Here is a 23,392-nt window from a genome sequence, read left to right as displayed (position 1 = left end):
AAGTTCAGCTGCTTTTTTCGCCCTGAAGTTCCTCAAATCAAAAAGGCATCAGAACATTTTGTTGTTCTGATGCCTTTTTCATTATTTCTTTTCTCGTTTTGTTTTTTCTTCTACTACTTTTTCAAAGCTTGCTGCATTATCGACAACCTCTGTCGGCGCATATTCCGGCCAAGCCTCATCGAAAGCCATTTCCGCTTCTTTACTGACAATTAAAAATTCAGCATTGCGCTTGAATGTCGCTTCCAATTGAGGGATGTAGGTTAGAAAGTCCACAGCCTCCAAAGGAATTGCGGCGCTACCTTTTTTCTTATAGGTTCTTGCTAATAAAAATTTTTCTACCATAAATCCTCCACTACTTATTTAATAATAGGCTAACCACTGTTCGAATGTCGCTTCTAAGTCTGCCATCACAACAAATCTGGCTTTCCGCAGTTGCTCCTTGCCGTCAATAAATCCTAATATCGCTGGAACCGTAAAAACACTGTACTGTCCAGCTACTGCCGGCAGTCGGTCAGCATCCACAGTTAACAACTTAATCTCAGGAAAAGTCTGCAACAAACTTTGCAATTGAGGCAAGACTGCATGACAAACGCCGCAATCCTGACGCTTGACATAAACAAGTGCAAAACGATTTTCTTTAATAAACCTGGTCACGTCTTCTAATTGGCTTGCTTCTGCTAAAAGGGTCATTTTTATGCACTTTTTCCTTTCTTTGAGTTTTGCTTTTATTATAACATGATATAATCAGTCTTAGCATATTTATAAGGAGGTCTGCAAATGCAAATAAAAAAATGGATCAGTTGGGGTTTAGTGCTTGCTTGGATGGCTGTTATCTTCTTATTTTCCGCCCAACCTGGTGACCAGTCAGGTGAATTAAGTGGCTCACTGTTACAGACTATTCTCCAATTTTGGCAGACCCTTTTCCCAAACAGTCAGCCTAATCTCGACATCCTCCATTGGGTGATTCGCAAAGGCGCACATTTCGCCGTTTACTTTGTCCTTGGATTTTTAAATATAAATGCCCTTAAAGCGAGTGGCATCCACGGTAAAAAAGCTTGGTTAATAGCGATTTTAATTGCTATTGTCTATGCAATTAGTGATGAGTGGCACCAATCCTTTGTACCCGGTCGAGGACCAGCTGTCAAAGATGTCGTAATCGATACAGTCGGAGCTAGCTTCGGCATTGGACTCTACCAACTCTTATTCCGTCACCGCTAATGGCTATCCTTTGCTTCTTTCCTTATTTTTAAGTATCACTTATAAGAAAAGCGGACAAGTCCGCCTTGGCCTATGAAAAAGCCAAGACCAATTAACTTGGCGATTTTATTCATCATCGTCTTTGCTTATCTCGTAATGTCCATTGTCTTTACCTACTCACCACCTGATTTACCGATTTTTATCCCGCCTACCATGGGGTAAGATGATTAACAATATACAAAACGGACAGCGGAATCTCTCCGCTGTCCGTTTCTTATTCTTCAATTAAGTTTAATGCAGCTAATAGCTCCGCCGATGCATCAGCCACAGCAACCGTCTCAACTAAATCACCTTGTCCGACCCATCGCATGGTCAAATCTAGGCTGCAGGTAATCAGCGTAATCATTTTACGACCGGGTACCTCTTCCACCAAATCTACTCGGTCAGGTGTTACCATTTCTAGCCAATTCAATTCATACACATAAATGGTTTCCATATCGGTTATATAAATGGTATCGCCAATTGTCATATAAGGAATATCACTAAACAAGATTTGATTACGGGCATAATTATGACCAGCCAAAGAATAGTTGCCTTGTCCCATACGTTGATCAGCTGCCATCGTTCCTGCACCTGCAACTAAGTTACTTTCTGCTAGTCCCTTTAAAATAGGTAACTGTAACGCAATCGACGGGATGCTTAACCCACCAATAACTGGCAAGTCTTCCCTATTTTGATAACCATTTAAAATATGCTCCCAAGTTAGATTGGCTGTTTGATCAAATTCAAATTCTCCTTCGATCATTTCATTTTCTCGAATGGTTTCTACACTAATCTGATTAAACTGATTGTCATTTGTTACTCGTTTAATTAAAAAATCTTCGAAATAGCCCCGCATTAAAAATGCTAGCCCAACTATAAATAATAAAATAGCAAAGCCGTTTAGCCATTTTTTTGATGTCATTCGCTTCCCCACCATCCCGTTTATTATTACTAGCATAATACCATAAAAAATAAGGTATTTAGTGGTAAAATAGAAAAAACACTTCATTTAAAGGAGCCGCCAATGACTTATACGACATTACTTTTTGATATTGATGATACCTTATTAGATTTTAAAGCAGCCGAACACTTTGCTATCTCTAGTCTATTAGAAGAGATGGCCATTGATCCGACTGAAGAAACAATCGCGACATACTCTCATATCAACCAAGGCTTATGGGAACAATTTGAGCAGGGTTTAATTGCTCGTGATCGCCTATTGGGCAAACGATTCGAAGACTTTTTTATCCTTCACCAGCTGACCGTTGATGGCAGCGACATGGATCGTCGTTTCCGAGCTAACCTAGAGAAGGGACACTTTCTCATTGAAGGAAGTATCGCTCTCTTAGACCAATTAAAGCAAAGCCACAAACTATACGCCGTCACCAATGGCGTTTCAAAAACCCAGTACCACCGCTTAACTGATTCAGGTTTACTGCCTTATTTTAAAGGGGTCTTTGTATCCGAAGATACAGGCTATCAAAAGCCCATGCCGGAATATTTTGATTATGTATTTGCTCGGATTCCCGATTTTAAGACGGAGGAAACATTAATTATTGGCGATTCCTTGACCTCCGATATTAAAGGCGGACTGTTAGCAGGGATTGATTCGTGTTGGTTTAATCCACAAAGAAAACCATATCCTGCCTCAATCAAGCCTACCTATGAGATTGTCCATTTACAGGATTTACATGCGATTTTAGCTTAAAAGGAGGAACAAAGATGAAATTTTATATGAAACAAAAGGTTTTTTCATGGCGCGACCGCTTTACCATTAAAGATGAGCACGGACGGGATGTTTATTTTGTTGAGGGTGAATTGTTATCTTGGGGTAAAAAGTTATCGGTCACTGACACTAATGGCCATGAAGTCCTATTCATTAAGCAAAACATTTGGAATTGGTTGCCAAATTATTCGCTCTTGATGGGCGGTGAAGAAGTAGCCGTTGTTAAAAAAGAACTGACCTTCTTCAAACCGCGCTATACCATCGATGGTCCGAATTGGGAAGTAGAGGGTCATATTTTTGAACATGACTATAGCATTTACGAGGGCAATCATGCTGTTGCCTCAATTAGTAAAGAATGGCTTACATGGGGCGATTCCTATGAATTGGATGTTGATGAAGAAAATGCCTTGCTAGCATTAGGTGTTATTCTAATTATTGATTGTGTCATGGCAGAAGCTGCTAATTCATCAGCTAATTAAAGCTAAAAAAATAAGTCAGGATGCGCGCATCCTGACTTATTTTTAGTCTTCTAAGTATTCATATACAGCCATTGCTGCTAGTAAGAACGCTCCTACACCGTGTAAATCATCTTCTGATGTTGGGCGACCCACATAATAGTCATATGAGCCAGCTGACGTTCCGATACAAATACCATGAACATGCAAGCCTGCCTCGTCTTCAGTTGTCATATGGTCAAGCAAGCCTTGGAAGCCTTTCACCAAATTATGGTGGTAATCATCACTAACAAAACCATAATGAAGAGCCTTAGCCATCGTATATAAATAAAGTGACGAACTAGATGATTCTAACCAGTTATCTTCTCGGTCACCTTTATCAACGACTTGGTACCATAGACCTGTTTCGTCATCTTGGAAAGCAACGACGTTCTTCACATAGCGGGCTACTTCAATTGGCAATTCTTCTTGTCCTTGGTAGTCATCGCCAATCGCTTCTAAAATATCGATTAGGGCTGTTCCATACCAACCAACTGAACGTCCCCAGAATTCTGGTGAGCAACCTGTTTCTTTGTCTGCCCATGGTTGAACTTTCTTCTCATCCCAAGCGTGGAATAATAAGCCTGTTTTTGGATCAGTCATATGTTTTCTCATCAAGCGTTCTTGATAAAGAACCACTTGAATCAAATCACGTTCATGAAATTGGTTGGCATATTTAACTAAATAAGGGCCTGCCATAAACAAGCCATCCAACCACATTTGATAAGGGTATTTATCTTTATGCCAGAACCCATTTTCCGTTGTGCGGTTAATGGTATCAATGATATAACGTAATTTACGAGCGGCAATCATATATTTCTGTTGCCCTGTTACTTCATGAAGTTTGAATAATAAAATCCCAACTTGAATGGCATCTAATTGATCGCGGTCGTATTCAAAGTTTCCATAGTCATCAATTAAAGCGTCATAGTAACCTTGAATATAGTCAAAATACTCATCGTTACCTGTTTCTTCCCAAACTCTCAACATCCCTAGTAAGAAAACACTTTGATGGTAGTGGAACCGCATCGCTGGCGGTAATTCAGGTGGTGTAAATTTATTCATTAATGTGCGGCATGATTTTTCTGCAATTTCTAAAATGGCTTGTTTCGTCAATGGTTGTGTCACGTTTAAGTCGCTCCTTCTATTATAAATGGCAGATGGCCGGAACGATTGCTCCAGCCTCTGCCTATCTTTTTTATCGTTTAACTTTAGTTAAAGGCCTCTGCATATTTAGCAGCTGATGCTTCGATTGCTTCTGCCCAATCGCTTAGGAAGTCATCAATCGATAGGTCTCCAGCCATAACAGATTGGATTGCTGGATCAACTTGGTTGTCCAAGATTGAACGGTAATCTGGTAGGTAGAATGGAGGTTCATAAAGAGCTGTGTTTTCATCATCGTAAACAGAGAAAGCAACGCTTAAGTGTTGCGCATCTTGAATCCAATCTTCTGCCATAACATCACTGTTCGTTGGAATTTGTCCAATTAGTCTATTCCAGTTACTTTGGCTTTCAGCATTGTTAACAAATTCTAGGAATTTGAAGGCTTCTTCTGGGTGTTCTGTCTCAGCAAAGATTGAAACACCAATTGTATTTCCACCTTCAGCGACATAGTTGCCACCGTCTACCGTTACAGGAAGCGGAATTGCTTCGAATTGATCTGCTTCTAGCGCTTTGCTATGCTCACCGAATGAACCGATATTATGGTGAACCATTGCAGCTTTACCTGTATCAAAGGTTGCAACCATTTCCTTGTAACCATTTGTAATATCACTTTGAGGTGTATTGTTTAAATACAATGCAAAATATTTTTCTAAGAATTCTTTATGTGCAGGATCGTTAACAGTTGCTTTACCATCTTCTGTTACATATTCAGTAATACCTGAGTATGCATACATCAAACGTTGCAATTGAAGTGATCCACCAGCACCACCACGAATAGTGTAGCCATACATATCATCTGTCGTCATTGTATCCACAGAGCTAAAGAAATCATCCCATGTTTTTGGTGCTTCAATGCCTGCTTCAGCGAATAAGTCTGGACGAATCCAAATGACATCTAAGTTCTGTGTATAAGGAACACCATAAAGCTTGCCATCATTAACAATTTTCTTATTGAAATCGATGGTACCTTGGTTAATTTTTCCGTTTAATTCTGAATCTGCGAAGTAGTCATCTAAAGGCAAGAATGCTTCACGGATAGAATATTCCGGTAACCAGCTTGTTTGAATAGATGCTACGTCAGGAACATCCTTAGCTGCGATAGCGGCATCAATTTTAGATTTCGCTTCGTCTTTTGGTAAACCAAAATATTCAACTTTAATATTTTCATTCTCTTCTTCAAAACGATTAATAATTTCTTGCCAAATCGGTGTACGTTCTGGACCAGCATTTTCATCCCAAAATGTGATTGTGACAACTTCATTGCTCTCACCATCTTTGTTGCTTGTTGAAGATTTTGAAGCTGTATCCGGCGATGAACTACCACCACATGCTGCTAATAAAATAGCACTTGCTAATGTCAAACCCAATCCTTTTGCTTTCTTTGATAACATGACTGTTACCCTCCTTATATTTTTAGCCTTTAACGGCTCCGCCCATACCATTTACTAAATGTTTTTGAGCGATTGAGAACAAGATAATTGATGGAATCAACGCAATGATACTTCCTGCTGCAAGAGCACCGTAGTTAACGTTAAATTCTCCCAACATGAAACTTAATCCAACTGGTAATGTGAATTTAGCTTGATTATTAGTCAACATTAAAGCCAATAAGAATTCGTTCCATGCGTAAACAAAAACGTTTACACTTGTTGCCACGATACCTGGTATCAATAACGGCAAAATAACTTTTACCAATGTTTCGATGCGTGTCGCACCGTCAATAGCTGCTGCTTCCTCTAACTCTTTTGGAATACCAGCAATAAAACCACTCATTAAGATGGCGTTAAAGGGTACTTGAACAGCTGAGTAAATTAAAATTAATGATAGTGGATTAGAAATTAATCCAAGGTTATTAAAGATAACGAACAAGGGAATAATTAGCATTGAACGGGGAATAAATTGCGTCATTAGTAGCATCAGCATGAAAACTTTTTTCCCTCTAAATTCGTAACGCCCTAATGCGTAACCAGCTAAAATAGATAGTGTTACCGTTAATAATACAGTTAGTGCGCCTACGTAAATACTATTACCGAAGTAAGTATCAAACCCAACATCTCGCCAAGCATTAGCAAAGTTATCAAAAGTAAAGCTGCTCGGGAAGTATTGAATAGGCGATGAAATTATATCACCTTCTGGCTTAAATGCTGTGTTAAGTGTCCAATAAATTGGAAAGACAGTCCACATAAGCATAAGCCCCATCGGTAAGTAGAAGGTTAGGAGACGATCTACCTTTTGATTTTTAGAAAATAACATCTTTACTCCTCCTCAAATTTCGAAAGCTTCAAGTACAATCCTGCAGCAACCGATAGAATAACAAAGGCTACAATCGTTAAAGCAGAACCATATCCAAAGTTCGTTCCGTTAACCGCAGTGTTAGCGATATACATCGCATAAGTTGTGGTTGAATTTGCAGGACCACCACCGGTTAAGTTGTAAAGCAAGTCCACGTTGTTGAATTCCCATACCGAGCGAAGCAAGGTTGTTAAGACAATCGTACGTTTCAATTGAGGTAGTGTAATATAAATTAATTGTTGGAAGCGTGACGCCCCATCAACTCGAGCTGCTTCAAACATATCTTCTGGAATCGATTGCAATGATGCAAGCAAGGTTACAGCGAAGAAAGGAATCCCTCTCCACAATTCTGCGATAACAACTGCAATAAAAGCGCTCGTTGTACTCGCTAAAAATGCTACTGGTTTATCAATGATGCCAAGTCGCATCAAGATATCGTTGAAGACACCCATATGTTCGTTGTACATTAACATCCAAATAACAGACGTCAATACCCCTGAGATTGCCCAAGGTACAAATACAACAGCACGAACAAATCCTCTCGCTTTAAATTTCTGATTTAACAGCAATGCCACTGCTAAACCAAAGAATAACTGCAAGGAAACTTGTGAGACAACCCATTTTGCACTATTAATTAAACTTGGCAAAAATTGTTTATCTTTCGTAAAAATATCAATATAGTTTTGTAAGCCGGCAAAGCCATCATAAAAAGGTGCCGAAATATCATAGTTTTGGAAACTGTAGTAAAAAACCGTTAACATTGGGTAAAATAAAAACGCAAAAATCATAATAAAAGCAGGTGCCAATAAGGCATACGGAACCCAATTCTTTTTTAGATTCCATTTCTTTTTAGGTTTTGTTGTTATGTTTGTATTGCCAATTGTGTTCTCCATGTTTTCCCCTCCTGTATAAAGATTAACAGAAAGCGCTTTACAGAAATATGCAATATTTTTTGCTTTTACTCTAAAAATTTAAGGTATTTTGAAATCGTTATCAATTTTGTTGCTTATTGTTTGTTTGCGCTTACCTAAAAAGTGTTATTTTTACGATAAGACATGGGTGGTTGTCCTGTATATTTTTTAAATGAGCTACTGAAATAATGCGGGTTAGTGTAGCCTACAGCTTCTGCCACCTCATAGGTTTTTAGTGAGGTCGATTGGAGAAGGATTTTCGATTTTTCCATCCGTAGCTGTAATAAGTACTCTGTAAAATTAAGACCCGTTTCGTTCTTAAATAAATGACTTAAATAAGGCGATGTTACATGAATAGCCTCTGCTAACTTAACTAATGACAAATCCGGATCTGAAAAATTGTCTTTCATATACTGAACAGTACGATCTACCAATGAATCTGACTGATTCTCTGCTTGCTGCCGCTCAAATGCTGCCTCCCATTTTTGAATGATCGGAGTGAGTAGTCCTAGAAGTTGGGGCATGCTTGAGACAGCCAGCATATCTTCGCTCAGTTGGTAAATATTAACCACTTCCTCTTGGCAAAGCTGGTTGAGCTGTACAATCAAAAAGACAACAAAATTAAAGGCAATCTTTTTAGCTTCTACTAATCCTAATGTTCCTTCTGATAGAAAATCATAAAAACTCCTAATCTTATCATAGCTCGTTTGATCAGGATTTAATTCAGCAAACATTCTCGCTTGTCCATCTCTAATACCAAACAAGGCGTCTAAATGACTGCCTTTTTCGGCAAGCTCAGCTATTTTTTGAATCTCCATATTGATTTTAGCTTCCACAAGAGCTGTTTTTAAAGCCGATAAAGATTGGAATACAGAGGATGCTGCAATAAATAATTTACCCTGACAATAGTCTTGGCGAATAGTCGCCCGAAAATCATCGAGCTGGTCTGGTTGCTCGACTAACGAATGGATAATAAATACTTCATTATTTTGATAAACCATCAAATCATGAATGCCCTTTTGAAGATAAGGGTTTAGTTGGTTGATTAGTTGCTCCGTTTCTTCATTTAAAGAAAAAACAGTGGTCACTGCATACGCAGGCCCATTCAACTGAATGCCCATTTGATCCAGAGAAGCCACAATATCTTTTTCTGTCATAGCCTCTGAATCAAACAATAGATCAGAAATAAATTTTTCGTGTAATAAGGGTAAACCGCGCTCCAGTTGTTCTTTCGTTTGATGAGCTGTTTGCCAAGCAGATAAAGCAAGGCTGGCTTTATCTAACAGATCTTCTAACTTAACAGGCTTAAGTAGATAGTCATCTGACTTGAGTAAGAGCGCTTGGTGTAAATACTCAAAATCGTCATAGCCAGTTAAGAAAATCATTCGTGTTTGATTTCCCTCTTGGCGTAAGGTTTTTGCCAGCTCAATGCCTGTCATAAACGGCATATTAATATCTGTAATTAAGAGGTGGGGCTGCTCCTTTCGAACTAATTCAAGTGCAGCTTGACCGTGTGCTGCCTCACCAACAACCGTTGCGTTAATACTTGCCCAGTTGGCATTTGAAATAGCCCGTCTAATAATACGGTCATCTTCTGCAATCACAACTTTAAACATGATGATCCTCCTTCATCTTTGGCATACGGATTATAATCCTTGTCCCTTGCCCTTCAACACTAGCCATACTCATACCGTAGCGCTCGCCATAGCGATTCCGAATTCTAATATGAACACTGCGTAAGCCAACACCTGTTTCTTCCCGACTCCCCGTCACATAAGGCGTATGAATTTCGTCTTGAATAAGCTTTAAGCGATTTGGTGGAATCCCTTTTCCATTGTCTGAAACGATAATGATAAGATCATCCCCCTCTTCTTTGGCCACTATGGTAATCATGCCTTTCTTCTCATCCTTCATCACGCCATGATAGATTGCATTCTCAACAAGGGGTTGTAAGCTTAGCTTTACAATTTGATAGCTATAAAAGCGTTCTGGAATAGCTATAGTGTAAGTAAAAAAGTCACCATAACGCATCTCCATCATATAGAGATAACTTTTGATATTTTTCACTTCTTCAGCAAGACTAATCACTTCCTTACCACGACTTAAACTTGTTCGGAAGAAATCAGACAGATTACTAATCATCAGACTTGCCTCTTCATTCATTCCCATATCACACAAACCCTTAATCGAAAATAAGGTGTTGTATAAGAAATGCGGATTGATTTGAGCATGTAATAAGGCAACTTCTAGCGCCATCTTTTCCTGTTGCTGAGCAGTCGACTCTTCAACCAACTGAACATTACGATCAGTTAAGCGGTTATAAGTTTGATATAAAATGACTAATTCTTGTGGAATGTCATCTGACCAGCTTAGTTTTTCATGATAGGTAGTTGTTGTCATCATGCTATCTGCCATTTTTTTAATAGGCGATGACAAATAACGGTTAATCATTCTCAAAAAGAATACCGCTACTAAGGCTAATAAAAGTGCCAGCACACTAAAGAGTAAGACGAGCGTCATCTTTGAATCAAACAGACGTGCTTTCGGTGTAACGAGTACGAACCGCCACTTGTTGGTGCCGAGAATGGCCGTTCTCAAGTTATAACGATTACCATCATGATCTTCCAAGGGTTGATCAAGTGTTGACAATTGGCCTTTACGAAAACTTTGATAAATGACATGGTTAATAGCCGTGTTACTAGGCGCATCTTCTGAAACATGATACGTATCAGGCGACAAAATCATCATGTACGAGTCACCCAATGATAGATCTAACAGCGCCCGCTCTACTAAAGCTGTCTTTAAATTCATCACAATAATCCCAATTGGGTTGTCAGCTTCATCTTTAACTAAATGGTAGACGGTTTGAACTGCTTGTTGGCGGTCAAAGATATAATCCGTATGGTTATTCAGCCAATAGTAATCCTCATTTCCCTTTACTGATAAGTCATAAAACCCATAATGGTTAAAGTCAGGATTTAAACTTTGCTGGTCGCTTTGCGTCAACACGTAGCCATTAATATTTAAGTAGAGCGAGTCTACGAAGGAGGCGTTTTGCCGAAAAAGATGCTCCATCTGCTCTGAAAGGGCCAAATAATTATTAGACGACAGCCGACCGCTTTCAGCTAATTGGCTAACTGCTTGATCCTTTGTTAATCGATAAAACTGCTCAAAGCTATTACGGTAAAGGTCAGAAAAATAAGACATCTTCTGTTGAAGGACGCTATCCATGGTCGTTTCTGTATTACGAGAGACTTGCGAGCTCGCCACATAATAAATAATTGAAGTCGTTAAAAGGGTAAACAAAAGAATAAGAATTAGATAGAATGCATTGATGGTTGAACTAAGTGAATGAAACAGTTTCTTTTTAAGCAACATACAAACCAGACCCTCCATTATTATTCCTTTATTTAATCTTCTAATCATTAACGAGAGTGGGAAAAAAGGCGTTTAGCCCCGAATCGTTGGACCGAAAAAACGCAGGGTGGTCGTAGACCATCCGAGTATTATTCGGGAAACGCATGTCGGGGCTGCCTTTTTGATCACATTTGTGCAACAGCTGTTACGGCAATGTGATCAATCTATAAACGTTTATTTTTTAAAGTAGTTAACAGCATTGTGGTAGCAAACATTTTCAATCAGTCGTTTTAATAAAGGTTCGCTGTTAGGGAACTTGCCACTTTCCACTTGTTCGCCAACGAACTGACATAAAATACGGCGGAAATACTCATGGCGCGGATAAGAGACAAAACTACGTGAATCTGTCAGCATACCAACAAAGTTCATTAATAAACCGTGATCAGCTAATGCTTTCATTTGGTTGAGCATGCCTTCTTCCGTATCGTTAAACCACCAACCAGCTCCAAATTGAACCTTACTCTTAATACCTTCGTTATTAACTTGGAAGTTTCCAACCGCACTAGCTACAACATAGTTTTGTGTTGGGTTTAAATTGTAAATAATCATTTTTGGCAATTTTTCATTGCGTGCCATCGCATTTAACAATTGGTTGAGACGGCGACCATCGTTAACTGAATCATGGATAGAGTCGAAGCCAACATCTGCTCCCAAGCGGTCGTACCAGTAATCGTTATTGTTGCGCAACGCACCAAAATGGATTTGCATTGCCCAACCACGATCTGCATATAACTCGCCGAGATCAATCAGAATGCGAGTCAAATATTTTTCTTTTTCATCGGTTGTAATGCTTGCTTGTTGCAATGCTTTTTGGAAAATAGCTTCGATTTCCTCGTCTGTTGCAGGGCTATAAACCATATTTTCTAAGGCATGGTCTGACGCAAGTGTTCCTCTCTCATCAAAGTAGTTAATGCGTTCTTCCAATTGAGCCAGTAATTCCTGATATGTTGCTGGCGGATTACCGAAAATAGCGGTCATACGGTCTAAGAAACCAACAAAACGGCTATCCTCAATATGGAAAGCCTCATCTGGTCTAAATGATGGTGCGACGGTAACTGAAAATGACTCATCAGCTAAAATACGGTCATGTGCTGCTAAATCATCCGTTGGGTTATCAGTTGTTCCAACAAAGGTCACGTTTGATTGTTCAATCAACTTGCGAGCAGTTAGTTGTTTTTCTTTTAGAACTTGATTCGCACGGTCATAGATGTCCTTCCAATTGTCTTTCGTTAATAAGTCATCAATATCAAAGTAACGTTTTAGTTCCAACTGCGTCCAATGGAATAATGGGTTCCCAATCGTGTTCTCTGCCGTTTCTGCCCACGCAGCAAACTTTTCTTCTGGTGACGCATTGCCAGTAATTTTTTCTTCAGGCACACCATTCGCTCGCATCGCCCGCCACTTGTAGTGGTCGCCTGCTAGCCATAATTCTGTAATATCAGAGAAGACATGGTCATCCGCAATCCAATCTGGAATCAAATGACAGTGGTAGTCAAAAATAGGCATTTTTTCTGCATAGCTATGGTAAAGGTGTTTAGCTGTTTCATTAGTTAACATAAAGTCTTGGTGAATAAAAGTCATAAATCGTTCCGCCTCCATTTTTAAGTATAAAAAGAGGTTCAAACCCTTAGTTGTGCTGAACCTCTTTATTTATTATTGTCTTATTCAGCTTTTGGAAGTTGTAGTGTTTCTAAATGCTTACCGATATGGCCAACTAGAGATTCACGGTATTCTTCCTCGAACTCATCCATATTTGCGAAGAATTCTGGTTTAAAGCGACGCTCGCCTGCCTCATCAACGGCTGTTAATAACACACCATAAGTCACATGCCATACTTGACGCGCATTGCGGTCATTCATGTATTCTGGCAGTTCTTCGTCACTTACTTCATCAAGCGGACGAATCGCATCTAAATCAGGTGTAATATGGTAATAAGCTTGCGCTTCAGGGAAATGATCGAAGGCATACTTGTGCATTTCACGGAATAGAACCGTATTATGTTTAGATAGAACACGAACAGCTTCTAACCAGTTTGTACCAGCTGTTTTCAAGTGGAATAACCCATCTGTATGTTTAGCAACAATTGGGAATGCAGAGAATTTATCACTGCCTGAATGTACACTTAATTTATAGTCAAAGTATTTGGCAATGTTTGCATGTTTTGCTAAGTCCACTTCAAAAGCTTCTAGATCGCCCATGTAATCAACACCCTTTTGGAATTCACCAATAAAGCGCGGCGCTAAACTGTTCACTGTTACACCTTCATTAATTAATTCTTGGGCAACAAAGAAATGCGATTCTGGTTTCGTAACCGTTGCTGTTTCGTCAATTGACACTTCGAAGTCAATGGCACGGTCAGCTTTTTGGATAAAGTCTTTGTAAATATGAACCATATAAGTTAGGGCATCTGCATAAAGTAAGACGTTATAAATCAATTCTGCTTTATCAAAAGTAATTGACATGCCGGCTGCTTCAAAGGTACGGTCTAAGTAAGCCGCTTCATAATGGTTACGAAGTGATTCATCTAATTTGTTGTATTCTGCTTCTTGTTCCTCAACAGACATCTCAGGTACTTCGTTGCGAATATAGTCAGAACAGTCTAGTGTCAACATCGACATACCTGCATCCAACGCTAATTTAATATCGTCTTCTAGTTTCAAGTGGTCACCGTCTGCTCCAAATCCGCCGGTGTAACCTTCTTGAACAGCTGCGTAAGCTGCAGCATCTAACACATCATAAATACTACGCTCCATCAATGTCAATTCGCGAATGCTTTGTTGTGCTAGAATCGGTTTCACTTGATAGTTGCGCATAACAGCAATATGGCCTGGTGACGCTAAACCTAAACGGTCACCCACTCCCATAGTTGTTACTTTATTTCCAAATGCACGTGGGTTAGTCCAATCAAAGTAAGTATTTAACACTAAGCGGTTAGCGTGGTTGGCTGGCGCCAACTTCGCTCCTGATGAAACGATTTCTCCTTCTAAAGCATCAAATAAAGAGCCAGATCCTGTGACATAAAGATACTTTTTAGCATCTTTCTTGACCATTACAAATTGTGTTTCTTCATGTTCTGTTACTGATTTAGGGTAAATTTTATAACCACCCTCTACTAAAAATGCCTCTTCCAATAAGCGATTTGTTTGTCTCTCTTGCATGATGTCGTTCTCCATTCTTTAGTTAAATTAGTTTGTTGTTTTATAGTCAAAGTATTCAAAATCGGCATAGCAGCCTTTGTATTGGTTCATATCATGACAGGCAATTCCCACATAATTCCCAGTAAATCCGCCTGACAAGAAGGACAAGTCTGTTTCTTTATAAAGAACGGCTGCCTCTGTTTGGCTAGCTGTTTGATAGCTAAATACAGCTTCTTCACCTGCTACCTCAACTGAAAGGACAATGCCAGCTGATATATCTTCCGGCAATTCCACAACTGTATCGGTTACCGTTACCTCGCCATTCGCCTTAATCACACGTAAAATATATCGCCCATCTTCATGGGTAATATAGGCATAGAGATAATGTTCCGCATTTAAAAATAAAATCAATCCTGCCATTTGTAAAAAGAGCGTTGGCTCGAAAATCACTTTTGTTGTTGCCTTAAAGTTAAAATCGGTTTGACGAATAGCTAATAAATGATGCTTAAATAAACTGTGTAGCGACTCGCCTCCGTATAGCCTTAAATAATTAGCGCGTTCCGTTAACGAGCACCATTCTTCATTCGGCATCATCCGCAAACTGTTCCAATTTTCTTTTAAGTTTGGACTTGAAAAATCATCGTGGAAGTCATGCTCATAAGCACGAACCTCTCCGTTAAAGCTAATTGGCGCTTCGACCTCAACTGCTGGCACAACACCACCATGTGCTAGTCGCAACCACCCATCTTCATCCCAAACAACTTTTTGGATAAATGTTTCTCGTCCTAAAATGGCACGTTGGTCCTTTAATGGACGCGTTCCTAGATGAGCGATATACCACTCACCATCTGGCGTTTCGACAAGACTCGCATGTCCTGAACATTGAATCGGTGACTCAGGATGTTGACTAGCCGTCATCATTGGATAATGCGGATCTAGCTCGTAAGGTCCGGTTACTGATTTTGATCGAGCAATCGTCACGGCATGACCACTGCCCGTTCCGCCTTCTGCCATAATTAAGTAATAATAGCCATTTATTTTATAAATATGCGGAGCCTCTGTTTTACCTAACTCTGTACAATCAAAAATCTTTAGTGGTTCGCCCACTAGTTGTTGTAATTCTGGGTCATATTCTTGAATAACAATTCCTGACGATTTGTTTGGTGTCGTCATTCGGTAATCCCATAAGGCATTAGACAACCATTTGCGGCCATCGTCATCATGGAATAGCGATGGGTCAAACCCACTACTATTCAAATATATCGGTTCTGACCAAGGCCCGTGAATCGACGGTGCCGAAATCAAATAATTCGGCGTGTCCTTGAAGGGACGGACAGACGTTTTCACATCGGTATACAGTAAATGAAACTGGCCATCCGCATAAGACAGCTGCGGTGCCCAAATGGCGCAACCCGTCGCATCCCCTCTTAAGTCAACTTGGTCGGTTAAAGCATCCGTGCAATAGTCCCAATTTACTAAGTCATGAGATTGATAAATACGAACACCCGGTAACCATTCAAATGATGACACTGCGATGTAGTAAGTATCTTCCACACGAATCATACAGGGATCTGGATTAAAGCCAGGTAAAACAGGATTTTTAATCATCTTTTCCATATGTCACTATCCTTTTTATAAAATCAGTTTCTGAGAAAAACGATTGCTTATCATCTTGAGGGCGGTCTTTTGATTGCTTTGCCCAAGTTACACGTTCTACTAATGCTTGCTTACTGTACTCACAGTAGCGGGCAGTCAACTGATTGTTTGGTTTTGACCAGTCATGCCAGCCAGCTGGATGAATATGGGAGTCGTATTGGCAGTCTATAAAGACTGTTTTGGCATAAGTCCGCCAAGGACGACCTAAGTAAACGTGATTGACCCCTTCTTCAGCAGTCAAAAAGCAATCTTGAAAAACAAAGCCATTCGTTTGTTCTTTAGGTGTTGACGCTGCAGTGATATAACCATTGCGGCGTTCGCCTTCCTTTCGACTATGCAGTTCACAGCGATAAAAGTAAGCCTGAGCGCCTCCAAAAATAAAATCAACGGAACCAGCAATCAAACACTCTTCGTAATACTGCCGATAGTGTCGGGGCTTAGCTAAGTCATGACCCATCGTTTTAAAATCGCTTCCATCTTTTTGTTTGCTTGGAAGCTGTCCACTAAATAGCGTATCTTGATAGCCCATAATGCGGCACTGACGAAAGACCGTATCATCACAATCAGCGTAGAGCGCAATGGCTTGTCCAACACGTTCGCCATAGCCTGCCGAGTTGATAATGGTTAGATTCTCAACTAAGTGATGGCTACCAGCTAGATAAAAGGTGGCTGTTTTAAAGGTTCCTAATGGTTCTCCATCTTCATCAAGCTGATTCGCACTCAAGTGATAATCAATCACAACCTGTCCAATTCCCTTTAGATGAAGATGGGATGATTGAATCATCACTTGCTCCTCATAGTAGCCTTCTAAAATATAAATCGTTCGATCTGAATGTGGATGAGGACGTTTTTCAAGAGCATCAACGGCACTTTGAATCGTCTTAAACTGACAAAAATGAGCTTTACCAACTAGAATCATTGGTCAGCGCCCCATTCCGATTGGAAAAACTGTTGCCAGTGCCAGCGCATTTCAGCAGTTTCCTTGTGTCCACAACCAAATAATAAAGATTGGAAATGATTAGGAACTCCTGCTGATGAGTAAGCCTCTGTTAATTTAACTGCTAACTTTTTCACACCGGCCAAAGGACAATTCAGATCATATGCGCCATTTAAGGTCAGGCGCTTGCGCGGAATGATCCGCTCTTGAATATCTGCTGTTTCAAAATATTTCAATAAGCCAGGCACATACGAATAAAAGCCGTGCTTATCAAGATAGCGATTTGCCATTAGCGTATGGGCATCAACTTGACCACCCATATCGACAACCAATTTTATTCGTTGGTCTAATGCAGCCAACCACCACGCTTGCATAGCGCCCATTGACATGCCCATCGTGCCGACACGATTCGAATCAATATCTTCTCGTTGTAGCAAAATATCTAGAAACCGCATATTATCGTAGAGCATCATGCCCCAAACAACTTGACCCTTCCACAGCATTTCCTTCACCATTTCACTTTCCTTACGGCCTGAGCGTTCGCCGAACCCCCACATATCAATGCAAGCGGCAATATAGCCCATATCCGTCAGTGTTTTAGCATAGGATGGCGATTGTAAATAGTGGGACGGCTCAAGCAGTTCTGTTTTTCCCATGTCATACATACCACCATGCGAGTGGTTGACAAGAACTAACGGCACACGACCATTGACGCTAATGGGACGCGCAACATATGCTGGAACCATCTCTTCACCATTCAAATCCAGCGACCATTTTTCTAAATAATAGCCATCTGGGTGCAGTTCGTCAGATATTTTCACAGCTGATAAGCTCGGATGTTGCGGCAAATCACCCAATAACCGCCATAATTGGTCTGCTTCCATAACACATTCCCTCACTTCTACCCTTTAGGCAAAATCAACTTTTTTTTCAACGACTAGTTCTTCTTTTTGTTTCGTATGTTTTGAATGACTATTTTCAACAACGATATCTCGACAATTTTCTAAATAAATCATCGGTCCTTCATGGTTTTCAACGGTCACATGGTTAAATAACACATCTTCCGCGTTACCTACATAAAAACCACGATTATTCATATCATCTAGACCCGTCATCATTGCTACCTGTCCAGGCTCGACACCTTCTGCCAAGGCAACAGAAATGTTATTAAAACTGATATCTGAAATATAATTTTCGGCCAATCCATAAATAAAGCCGGCTGCTCCTTGAACATTTCGAGCGGTAATATTGTTAAAGTGAATCCGTCTAAACGTTGGCGTCTCATCCGTTATTGGATAAGGATTTTTGTCCCAAACGTATTTTTCTTTACCACGAGGGCCACAGAAATAATAGAGATTAAGAATGAAAGGCGAGATAACCTCATCCATAATGACATTATCAACACGAATGTCTTCAACCACGCCACCTCTACCACGACGGCTCTTCAGACGAATTCCTCTATCCGTTTGTTTGAAAATACAATTTGAAATGACCACATTTCGGATGTCTCCGCTCATCTCGCTACCCAAAACAACACCACCATGACCATGAATCATGGTACAGTTTGTAATCGTAATGTTCTCGCAAGCTACTTTTTCACGTGCATCCTCTGTTCCCGCCTTAATCGCGATACAATCATCACCCACATCAATATTACAGTTGGAGATGCGGACATTTGAACACGATTCCGGATCAATACCGTCCGTATTTGGTGAATCGGCTGGATTGATGATAGACACATTATCGACCGTAATGTTATGAGACAAAATCGGATTAATCGTCCATGCTGGCGAGTTACGCAACTCAACATCTTGAATGGTAATCCGATTTGATTGTTCAAAACTAATCAGTTTTGGTCTCGGATAACGTAATTCTTGTCGGCGATTTCGGAATAGATCCCACCACTCAGCGCCATTACCATCAATAATACCGCCACCACAGATTTTTATATTTTCAGCATGTTCCGCATAGATACAAGACTGATACACATCCTGTGTCCACCCTTCCCATCTTGAATGAACAACGGGGTAAGCATCTTGATTTGTCACAAACGACAAAGTTGCGCCTGGACTAACTTCGAGCGAAATATGACTCTCTAAACGAATAGGTCCCGTTTTATAAATACCACTTGGCACATAGATTGTTCCACCGCCTACTTGAACAGCTGCTGCAATGGCCTGCTTGAAACTTTCTGTCGCATCTGTTTGTCCATCACCAACGGCACCATAATCCAAAATATTGAAAATAGTCATGACTATATCTTCTCCTTAAATGTGATTAGCTAGCAGATAAAGTTACTAATTATCCTAGCTTGTTACCCCTTACAGCTTAGTTTTAGGAAGCGGTTACGTCTATAATCTTTTAAGGATAGTTGGCGTGCGATAGGGATGAGCTTGAGATTTATCATTGAAAATGATTATGTCTGTGTAAATGATTACCCACTTATAAAAATTCGTGACATCAGAACACTTATAATTGTGTTATACTAGCTTTATTAAACCGTTATCATTTTTGATAATGGTTTTTTGAATGCTTATAAGGAGGTCTATCTATGAAGGTCTTATTATCCAAATGGAAGAAAACACGTGTCGATTTTGTTAGAAAACACGGTAGCTCATTTACCCAAATTTTCCTTGTTATTGCTATTATTACAACGACATTAGCTGTTTTTTTCATTTCCGCTTTATATATATCAACACGTGATTCTGTTAAAACCAATATAGAAGACAGCAAAATTATTTCAACAAATCAATTAAAAAATACCTTTGAACGAGAAATTCAGACGATTGAAAAATTATACAATGCTTATAGTACAACCAATGAGTTTTACGATATGGTCCAACAACCCATGGGTATTCAAGATTTTCAAAAGTATCGTGCTATCAATTCTCAACTCACTTATTTTTCTACTTTTAGTCTGCCAGGAACGGTCTATTCCGTTATTAGTTTGGATCAACGCTGGCAAGTTCGTGAAGGAACATTAACCCAGCTATCGGAAGAAGAAATTGAAACAGTTAAGGAAGACTTCGTCCAAGGAAGAGAAGAAAACCTATATTGGATAAAAGGTGACGATTATATTCAATCGATTAGTTTACTGCCTGTCTTCTCTACTCAGAAGTTAGCCGTTGGATCTGCAGAAATCCCTAATAAGAGCATTCAAGCTTTATTAGATGTTTCAAATGATTCCAGCCCATTTTTCATTTTAAATCGTAATGACGACCTATTATTCTCTGCGAATATTGAACGTTCTCCAATTGAAGATGAGCTGAGCCAACAGCTAATCGAAGACATCCGAAAATCCTCCGATGAACGTTCATCTGGAATTATCGAAATAGCTTCTTCCTCATCCACTTTGATTTATACCAAGTCAGACTATAACAATTGGCTCTATGTCACCTTTTTAGAAAGTGCTGAAATTGATCAAGCCTTACTCTTTACGAGATATGGTTTAATTTTTCTTGCGCTGATGATAACAGCAGCGAGTTGGTTAGCTGCTTACTTTATTGCTAACAAAATCACGCGTCCGATTGAAACGCTAAAAACACGCTTGAATTTTACATCCTCTGCTGATGAGAGAGTAAACGATTGGGAATTTATCACTGATCAAGTGGACGCTATTGTATTGGAAAAGCAAACATTGGAAAACTTATACGAGCGTGATCAACCTGAATTAGAAAAACAATTTATGCGTAACCTTTACCGCAACCGCGTTGTCGAGAGCGAATTGAAAGAAAAAATGAATTTATACCATTATCCAGAGCTAACAAACAACATTTATACCATCATGCTGATTCAAATTGATGACTACGGTTCTCGCGAATTAACAAATCAAGATGTTTTCCTAGTGGGAATTAACCAAATGATTAGTGAATTAATTCCTGCAGACAGTCGTCTCACACCAGTTGTTTTAAATGATAAACTGCAAGTAACCTTGCTTGCTTTAGATCAAGGGAATCCTGAAGCAAATAAGAAGAAATGTACGGAGTTTGCTAACCTCATTATTGATACCTTAAGAACCTATATGCGCATTTCTGTCAGTGTAGCTTTTTCACCTTTCTATACAGATTTATTAGCTTCTAAAGAGAATTTAGAAAAAGGAAAACAAACTTTAACTTATCATCTCTTATTGGGTAATCAAGCCATCATTTTCTTCGATGAAGTGGAAAGTATGATTGCTGTCCCCCAAGTAACGGGCTATCCAGAAGAACTAGAGACTCAACTCTTCCAAGCCATTCGCTTAGGTGAAGTAGATACAGCTAGTGAATTAGGAACAACCCTATTAAAGGATATTTTCCGTTCAAGTAACAATCCGATTAATATTCAAGTAGCCTTGCTCCGCTTCACATTAAACTTAGTGCAACTGGCACAGTCAGCCAATGCTTCGAGTTTGACTCAAGATAAGGGTGTAGCGTTGTATAGCATGATTTTAGAAGGGAAGCACCCTGCTGAAGTTGAGAACGTGTTATTGTGTGACACGATTTTACCGCTCGCTCGAGAGATATTTGAAAAGACTGCTGAGCAATTCCAAGGTTTATCTGATAATATTATTAAGATTATTGAAGAAGAATATACGGAAGATATTTCATTAGAGGCGATTGGCGATAGGCTTCACTACAATCCAAACTACCTAAGCAATATTTTCAAAAAAGAAACCGGAATTACCTTTAGTGATTATTTAACAGGTTTCCGCTTCGATATTGCTAAGCAGTGGTTGCGCGAAACTGATATTACCGTTAAGGAAATTTCACAACGTCTACAGTATCGAAACCCACAAAACTTCATTCGTTCCTTTAAGAAAAAAGAACATATGACACCGGGTGAATATCGCAAACAACATACACCAGAATAAAATAAAGACCAGTCTGATTTTTTCAGACTGGCCTTTATTTGGTTATACGGTTTCTTTTCTCAACAGTGCCAAAGCTGCTACAACGAAGAAGATAAAGGCTAATGGATAAGCAATCAACTGGCTGCCGAACAAAACAACTAATCCTATTACAAAATAGCAAACGGCTGCCCGCTTAGGATAATGGTTCATTAATAAATTGGCTAACGATACTAAAGCTAAGGTTACAAATGCTGTCACCGCAAACCAAGCTGCTAAGGTTCGGACTGTTTCAAACCCCTCTTCTGATGCCACATTTACCACGCTATCTTGGAAGGCAGGCGCAATCACTTCGACAAATTGATCAAAGGAAATATTCATAATCGTTAAAGCAAATCCTCCCATCAATACTAGCACCAATCCAGCACCTATTATAGCTAACGTTTTTTCTAGTTTGCGATTCATACCTATTCCTCTTTCTAGTTGGCTTTATTCAGTACTTTTTCTGCATACACAGCTGCTTGTAGACAAGCGCCGTATCCTTTGAAGTCATTGGTAATAATTGGTTCACTAATGTAATACACATAGCTTCCATCACGCTTATCGGCTCCGCCTAAACCAGCTACCTCACAAGAACGTGTTAAGTTCACCCAGTCTTCTTTTGTATAAAAAATAAATTCATCTTGCAAGCCTTGGAAGCTATCTTGAATAAATGCCAACCAACTATCATCAAGAAGTCCCATATCGTAGCCTTTTGCTGCGGCATAAACAATCATGCTAGACGCAGATGATTCTAAATAATTACCTCTTTCTTGACCCTTATCTAATACTTGATACCATACTTTAGCTTTTGGGTCTTGAACGGCTTTAAGTGCTTGTAATAACTTACGATATTGATCAATCAGAATGTGGCGTTTTTCATAACTTTCAGCTAATAATTCAATGACATCAACGAGAGCCATCATATACCAACCAATCGAACGGCCCCAGAAGTTCTGAGAAAGACCTGTTTGTGGATCAGCCCATTCTTGCTCTCTCTTTTCATCCCAGGCATGGTAAAGCAAGCCAGTCTTCTCATCCAATGTATGGCGGTAACAAAGTTCAAATTGTTTAACAACATCGTCTAAGCCTTCTCCGTCTTTAAATCGAACGAGGTATTCAGCATAAAATGGTGCCCCCATATACAAACCATCTAGCCACATTTGATAAGGGTAAATTTGTTTATGCCAGAAGCCTCCCTCAGATGTACGCGGCATATGAGCCAACTGGTCAAATAAACGATCTAAAGCAATCTTATATTTCTCTTCCTTTGTTTGTTCATATAAGAAAAATAGAATTTTACCATTATTAATGTGGTCGATGTTCATCGCATCGTAGTTATAGCGTGAAATAGTGCCATCTTCTTCAATAAAGTAGTCCATATTATCGGCTACATAAGCGATATATTCTGGGCGCTCCTCTTCCTTCAAGACTGCTAAGACACCTCGTAAAATAACCCCATAATCATACGACCATTTACCCTTATAGTTATGACTTTCAGCTAAAATAGGATAGCGTTCCAATAGTGTCGTCATTATTTTTGTTGATAGCATCA

Annotated in this window: 21 protein-coding genes; 4 read left to right on the top strand and 17 right to left on the bottom strand. The window is 39.6% G+C overall.

Annotation, left to right across the window (positions count from 1 at the left end):
• Positions 1-81: 81 nt before the first annotated feature.
• Positions 82-342 (bottom strand): DUF6718 family protein, encoded by a 261-nt coding sequence (locus G7057_RS06735; protein WP_166162213.1) that lies wholly within the window; start codon positions 340-342, stop codon positions 82-84.
• 18 nt (positions 343-360) lie between these two features.
• Positions 361-690 carry a thioredoxin family protein gene (locus G7057_RS06730; RefSeq protein ID WP_166162211.1) on the bottom strand — a complete coding sequence of 110 codons (330 nt, stop codon included), beginning with the start codon at positions 688-690 and terminating at the stop codon, positions 361-363.
• Positions 691-777: 87 nt separating this feature from the next.
• On the opposite strand from G7057_RS06730, the gene G7057_RS06725 reads away from it, so the two are divergent.
• Positions 778-1,218, top strand: a complete 441-nt coding sequence (locus G7057_RS06725) for a VanZ family protein (RefSeq protein ID WP_227004558.1) — start codon at positions 778-780, stop codon at positions 1,216-1,218.
• 253 nt (positions 1,219-1,471) lie between these two features.
• Here G7057_RS06725 and G7057_RS06720 read toward each other — a convergent pair whose 3' ends face one another.
• Positions 1,472-2,161, bottom strand: a complete 690-nt coding sequence (locus tag G7057_RS06720) for a class A sortase (protein WP_166162209.1) — start codon at positions 2,159-2,161, stop codon at positions 1,472-1,474.
• A 102-nt stretch (positions 2,162-2,263) separates the two neighbouring features.
• Between G7057_RS06720 and G7057_RS06715 the strand changes: the two genes are divergently transcribed.
• Positions 2,264-2,947 carry a YjjG family noncanonical pyrimidine nucleotidase gene (locus G7057_RS06715; protein WP_166162207.1) on the top strand — a complete coding sequence of 228 codons (684 nt, stop codon included), beginning with the start codon at positions 2,264-2,266 and terminating at the stop codon, positions 2,945-2,947.
• Between the two features lie 14 nt (positions 2,948-2,961).
• Entirely contained in the window at positions 2,962-3,444 is a 483-nt protein-coding gene (locus G7057_RS06710; protein WP_076767505.1) for an LURP-one-related/scramblase family protein, read from the top strand.
• 42 nt (positions 3,445-3,486) lie between these two features.
• Here G7057_RS06710 and G7057_RS06705 read toward each other — a convergent pair whose 3' ends face one another.
• The 12 genes from G7057_RS06705 to G7057_RS06650 form a co-directional block, all read right to left on the bottom strand.
• Entirely contained in the window at positions 3,487-4,587 is a 1,101-nt protein-coding gene (locus tag G7057_RS06705; protein WP_166162205.1) for a glycoside hydrolase family 88/105 protein, read from the bottom strand.
• An 83-nt stretch (positions 4,588-4,670) separates the two neighbouring features.
• Entirely contained in the window at positions 4,671-6,014 is a 1,344-nt protein-coding gene (locus tag G7057_RS06700; RefSeq protein WP_227004557.1) for a sugar ABC transporter substrate-binding protein, read from the bottom strand.
• A gap of 22 nt (positions 6,015-6,036) precedes the next feature.
• Positions 6,037-6,876 (bottom strand): carbohydrate ABC transporter permease, encoded by an 840-nt coding sequence (locus G7057_RS06695; RefSeq protein ID WP_166162201.1) that lies wholly within the window; start codon positions 6,874-6,876, stop codon positions 6,037-6,039.
• A 2-nt stretch (positions 6,877-6,878) separates the two neighbouring features.
• Positions 6,879-7,808 carry a carbohydrate ABC transporter permease gene (locus G7057_RS06690; RefSeq protein WP_166162199.1) on the bottom strand — a complete coding sequence of 310 codons (930 nt, stop codon included), beginning with the start codon at positions 7,806-7,808 and terminating at the stop codon, positions 6,879-6,881.
• A gap of 134 nt (positions 7,809-7,942) precedes the next feature.
• Positions 7,943-9,442, bottom strand: a complete 1,500-nt coding sequence (locus G7057_RS06685) for a response regulator transcription factor (protein ID WP_166162197.1) — start codon at positions 9,440-9,442, stop codon at positions 7,943-7,945.
• Positions 9,435-11,204, bottom strand: coding sequence for a sensor histidine kinase (locus G7057_RS06680; protein WP_166162195.1), 1,770 nt, complete (start codon positions 11,202-11,204; stop codon positions 9,435-9,437). The genes G7057_RS06685 and G7057_RS06680 overlap by 8 nt, the downstream gene beginning before the upstream one ends.
• A gap of 213 nt (positions 11,205-11,417) precedes the next feature.
• On the bottom strand, positions 11,418-12,824 hold the full coding sequence (gene uxaC, locus G7057_RS06675) for a glucuronate isomerase (RefSeq protein ID WP_166162193.1): 1,407 nt from the start codon (positions 12,822-12,824) through the stop codon (positions 11,418-11,420).
• Positions 12,825-12,904: 80 nt separating this feature from the next.
• Positions 12,905-14,401, bottom strand: a complete 1,497-nt coding sequence (locus G7057_RS06670) for a tagaturonate epimerase family protein (protein ID WP_227004556.1) — start codon at positions 14,399-14,401, stop codon at positions 12,905-12,907.
• 27 nt (positions 14,402-14,428) lie between these two features.
• Positions 14,429-15,997 carry a glycoside hydrolase family 43 protein gene (locus tag G7057_RS06665; protein WP_227004555.1) on the bottom strand — a complete coding sequence of 523 codons (1,569 nt, stop codon included), beginning with the start codon at positions 15,995-15,997 and terminating at the stop codon, positions 14,429-14,431.
• Positions 15,981-16,955 (bottom strand): pectinesterase family protein, encoded by a 975-nt coding sequence (locus G7057_RS06660; RefSeq protein ID WP_227004554.1) that lies wholly within the window; start codon positions 16,953-16,955, stop codon positions 15,981-15,983. The genes G7057_RS06665 and G7057_RS06660 overlap by 17 nt, the downstream gene beginning before the upstream one ends.
• Positions 16,952-17,857, bottom strand: a complete 906-nt coding sequence (locus G7057_RS06655; protein WP_166162189.1) for a dienelactone hydrolase family protein — start codon at positions 17,855-17,857, stop codon at positions 16,952-16,954. Before G7057_RS06655 ends, G7057_RS06660 begins: the two co-directional genes overlap by 4 nt.
• A gap of 24 nt (positions 17,858-17,881) precedes the next feature.
• A complete protein-coding gene (locus G7057_RS06650; protein ID WP_227004699.1) occupies positions 17,882-19,219 on the bottom strand; it encodes a glycoside hydrolase family 28 protein in 1,338 nt (445 codons plus the stop codon).
• Positions 19,220-19,524: 305 nt separating this feature from the next.
• Here G7057_RS06650 and G7057_RS06645 point away from each other — a divergent pair, with 305 nt between their 5' ends.
• The gene (locus G7057_RS06645) at positions 19,525-21,822 is read left to right on the top strand and encodes a helix-turn-helix domain-containing protein (protein WP_166162185.1); all 2,298 of its coding nucleotides are present in this window, start codon (positions 19,525-19,527) and stop codon (positions 21,820-21,822) included.
• A 42-nt stretch (positions 21,823-21,864) separates the two neighbouring features.
• On the opposite strand, the gene G7057_RS06640 is transcribed toward G7057_RS06645, so the two are convergent.
• Together G7057_RS06640 and G7057_RS06635 are read right to left on the bottom strand one after the other, a co-directional pair.
• Complete coding sequence (locus G7057_RS06640; protein WP_166162183.1) at positions 21,865-22,263, bottom strand: DUF4064 domain-containing protein; 399 nt, start codon at positions 22,261-22,263, stop codon at positions 21,865-21,867.
• A gap of 14 nt (positions 22,264-22,277) precedes the next feature.
• Positions 22,278-23,390: a glycoside hydrolase family 88/105 protein gene (locus G7057_RS06635; protein ID WP_227004553.1), complete on the bottom strand. Its 1,113-nt coding sequence runs from the start codon at positions 23,388-23,390 to the stop codon at positions 22,278-22,280.
• Between the last annotated feature and the right edge of the window lie 2 nt (positions 23,391-23,392).

The sequence above is a fragment of the Jeotgalibaca arthritidis genome (assembly GCF_011100465.1).
In the GTDB taxonomy this organism is placed as follows: domain Bacteria; phylum Bacillota; class Bacilli; order Lactobacillales; family Aerococcaceae; genus Jeotgalibaca; species Jeotgalibaca arthritidis.
Note: the sequence above shows the minus strand (reverse complement) of the source record. Positions and strands in the feature narration are given on the sequence as shown.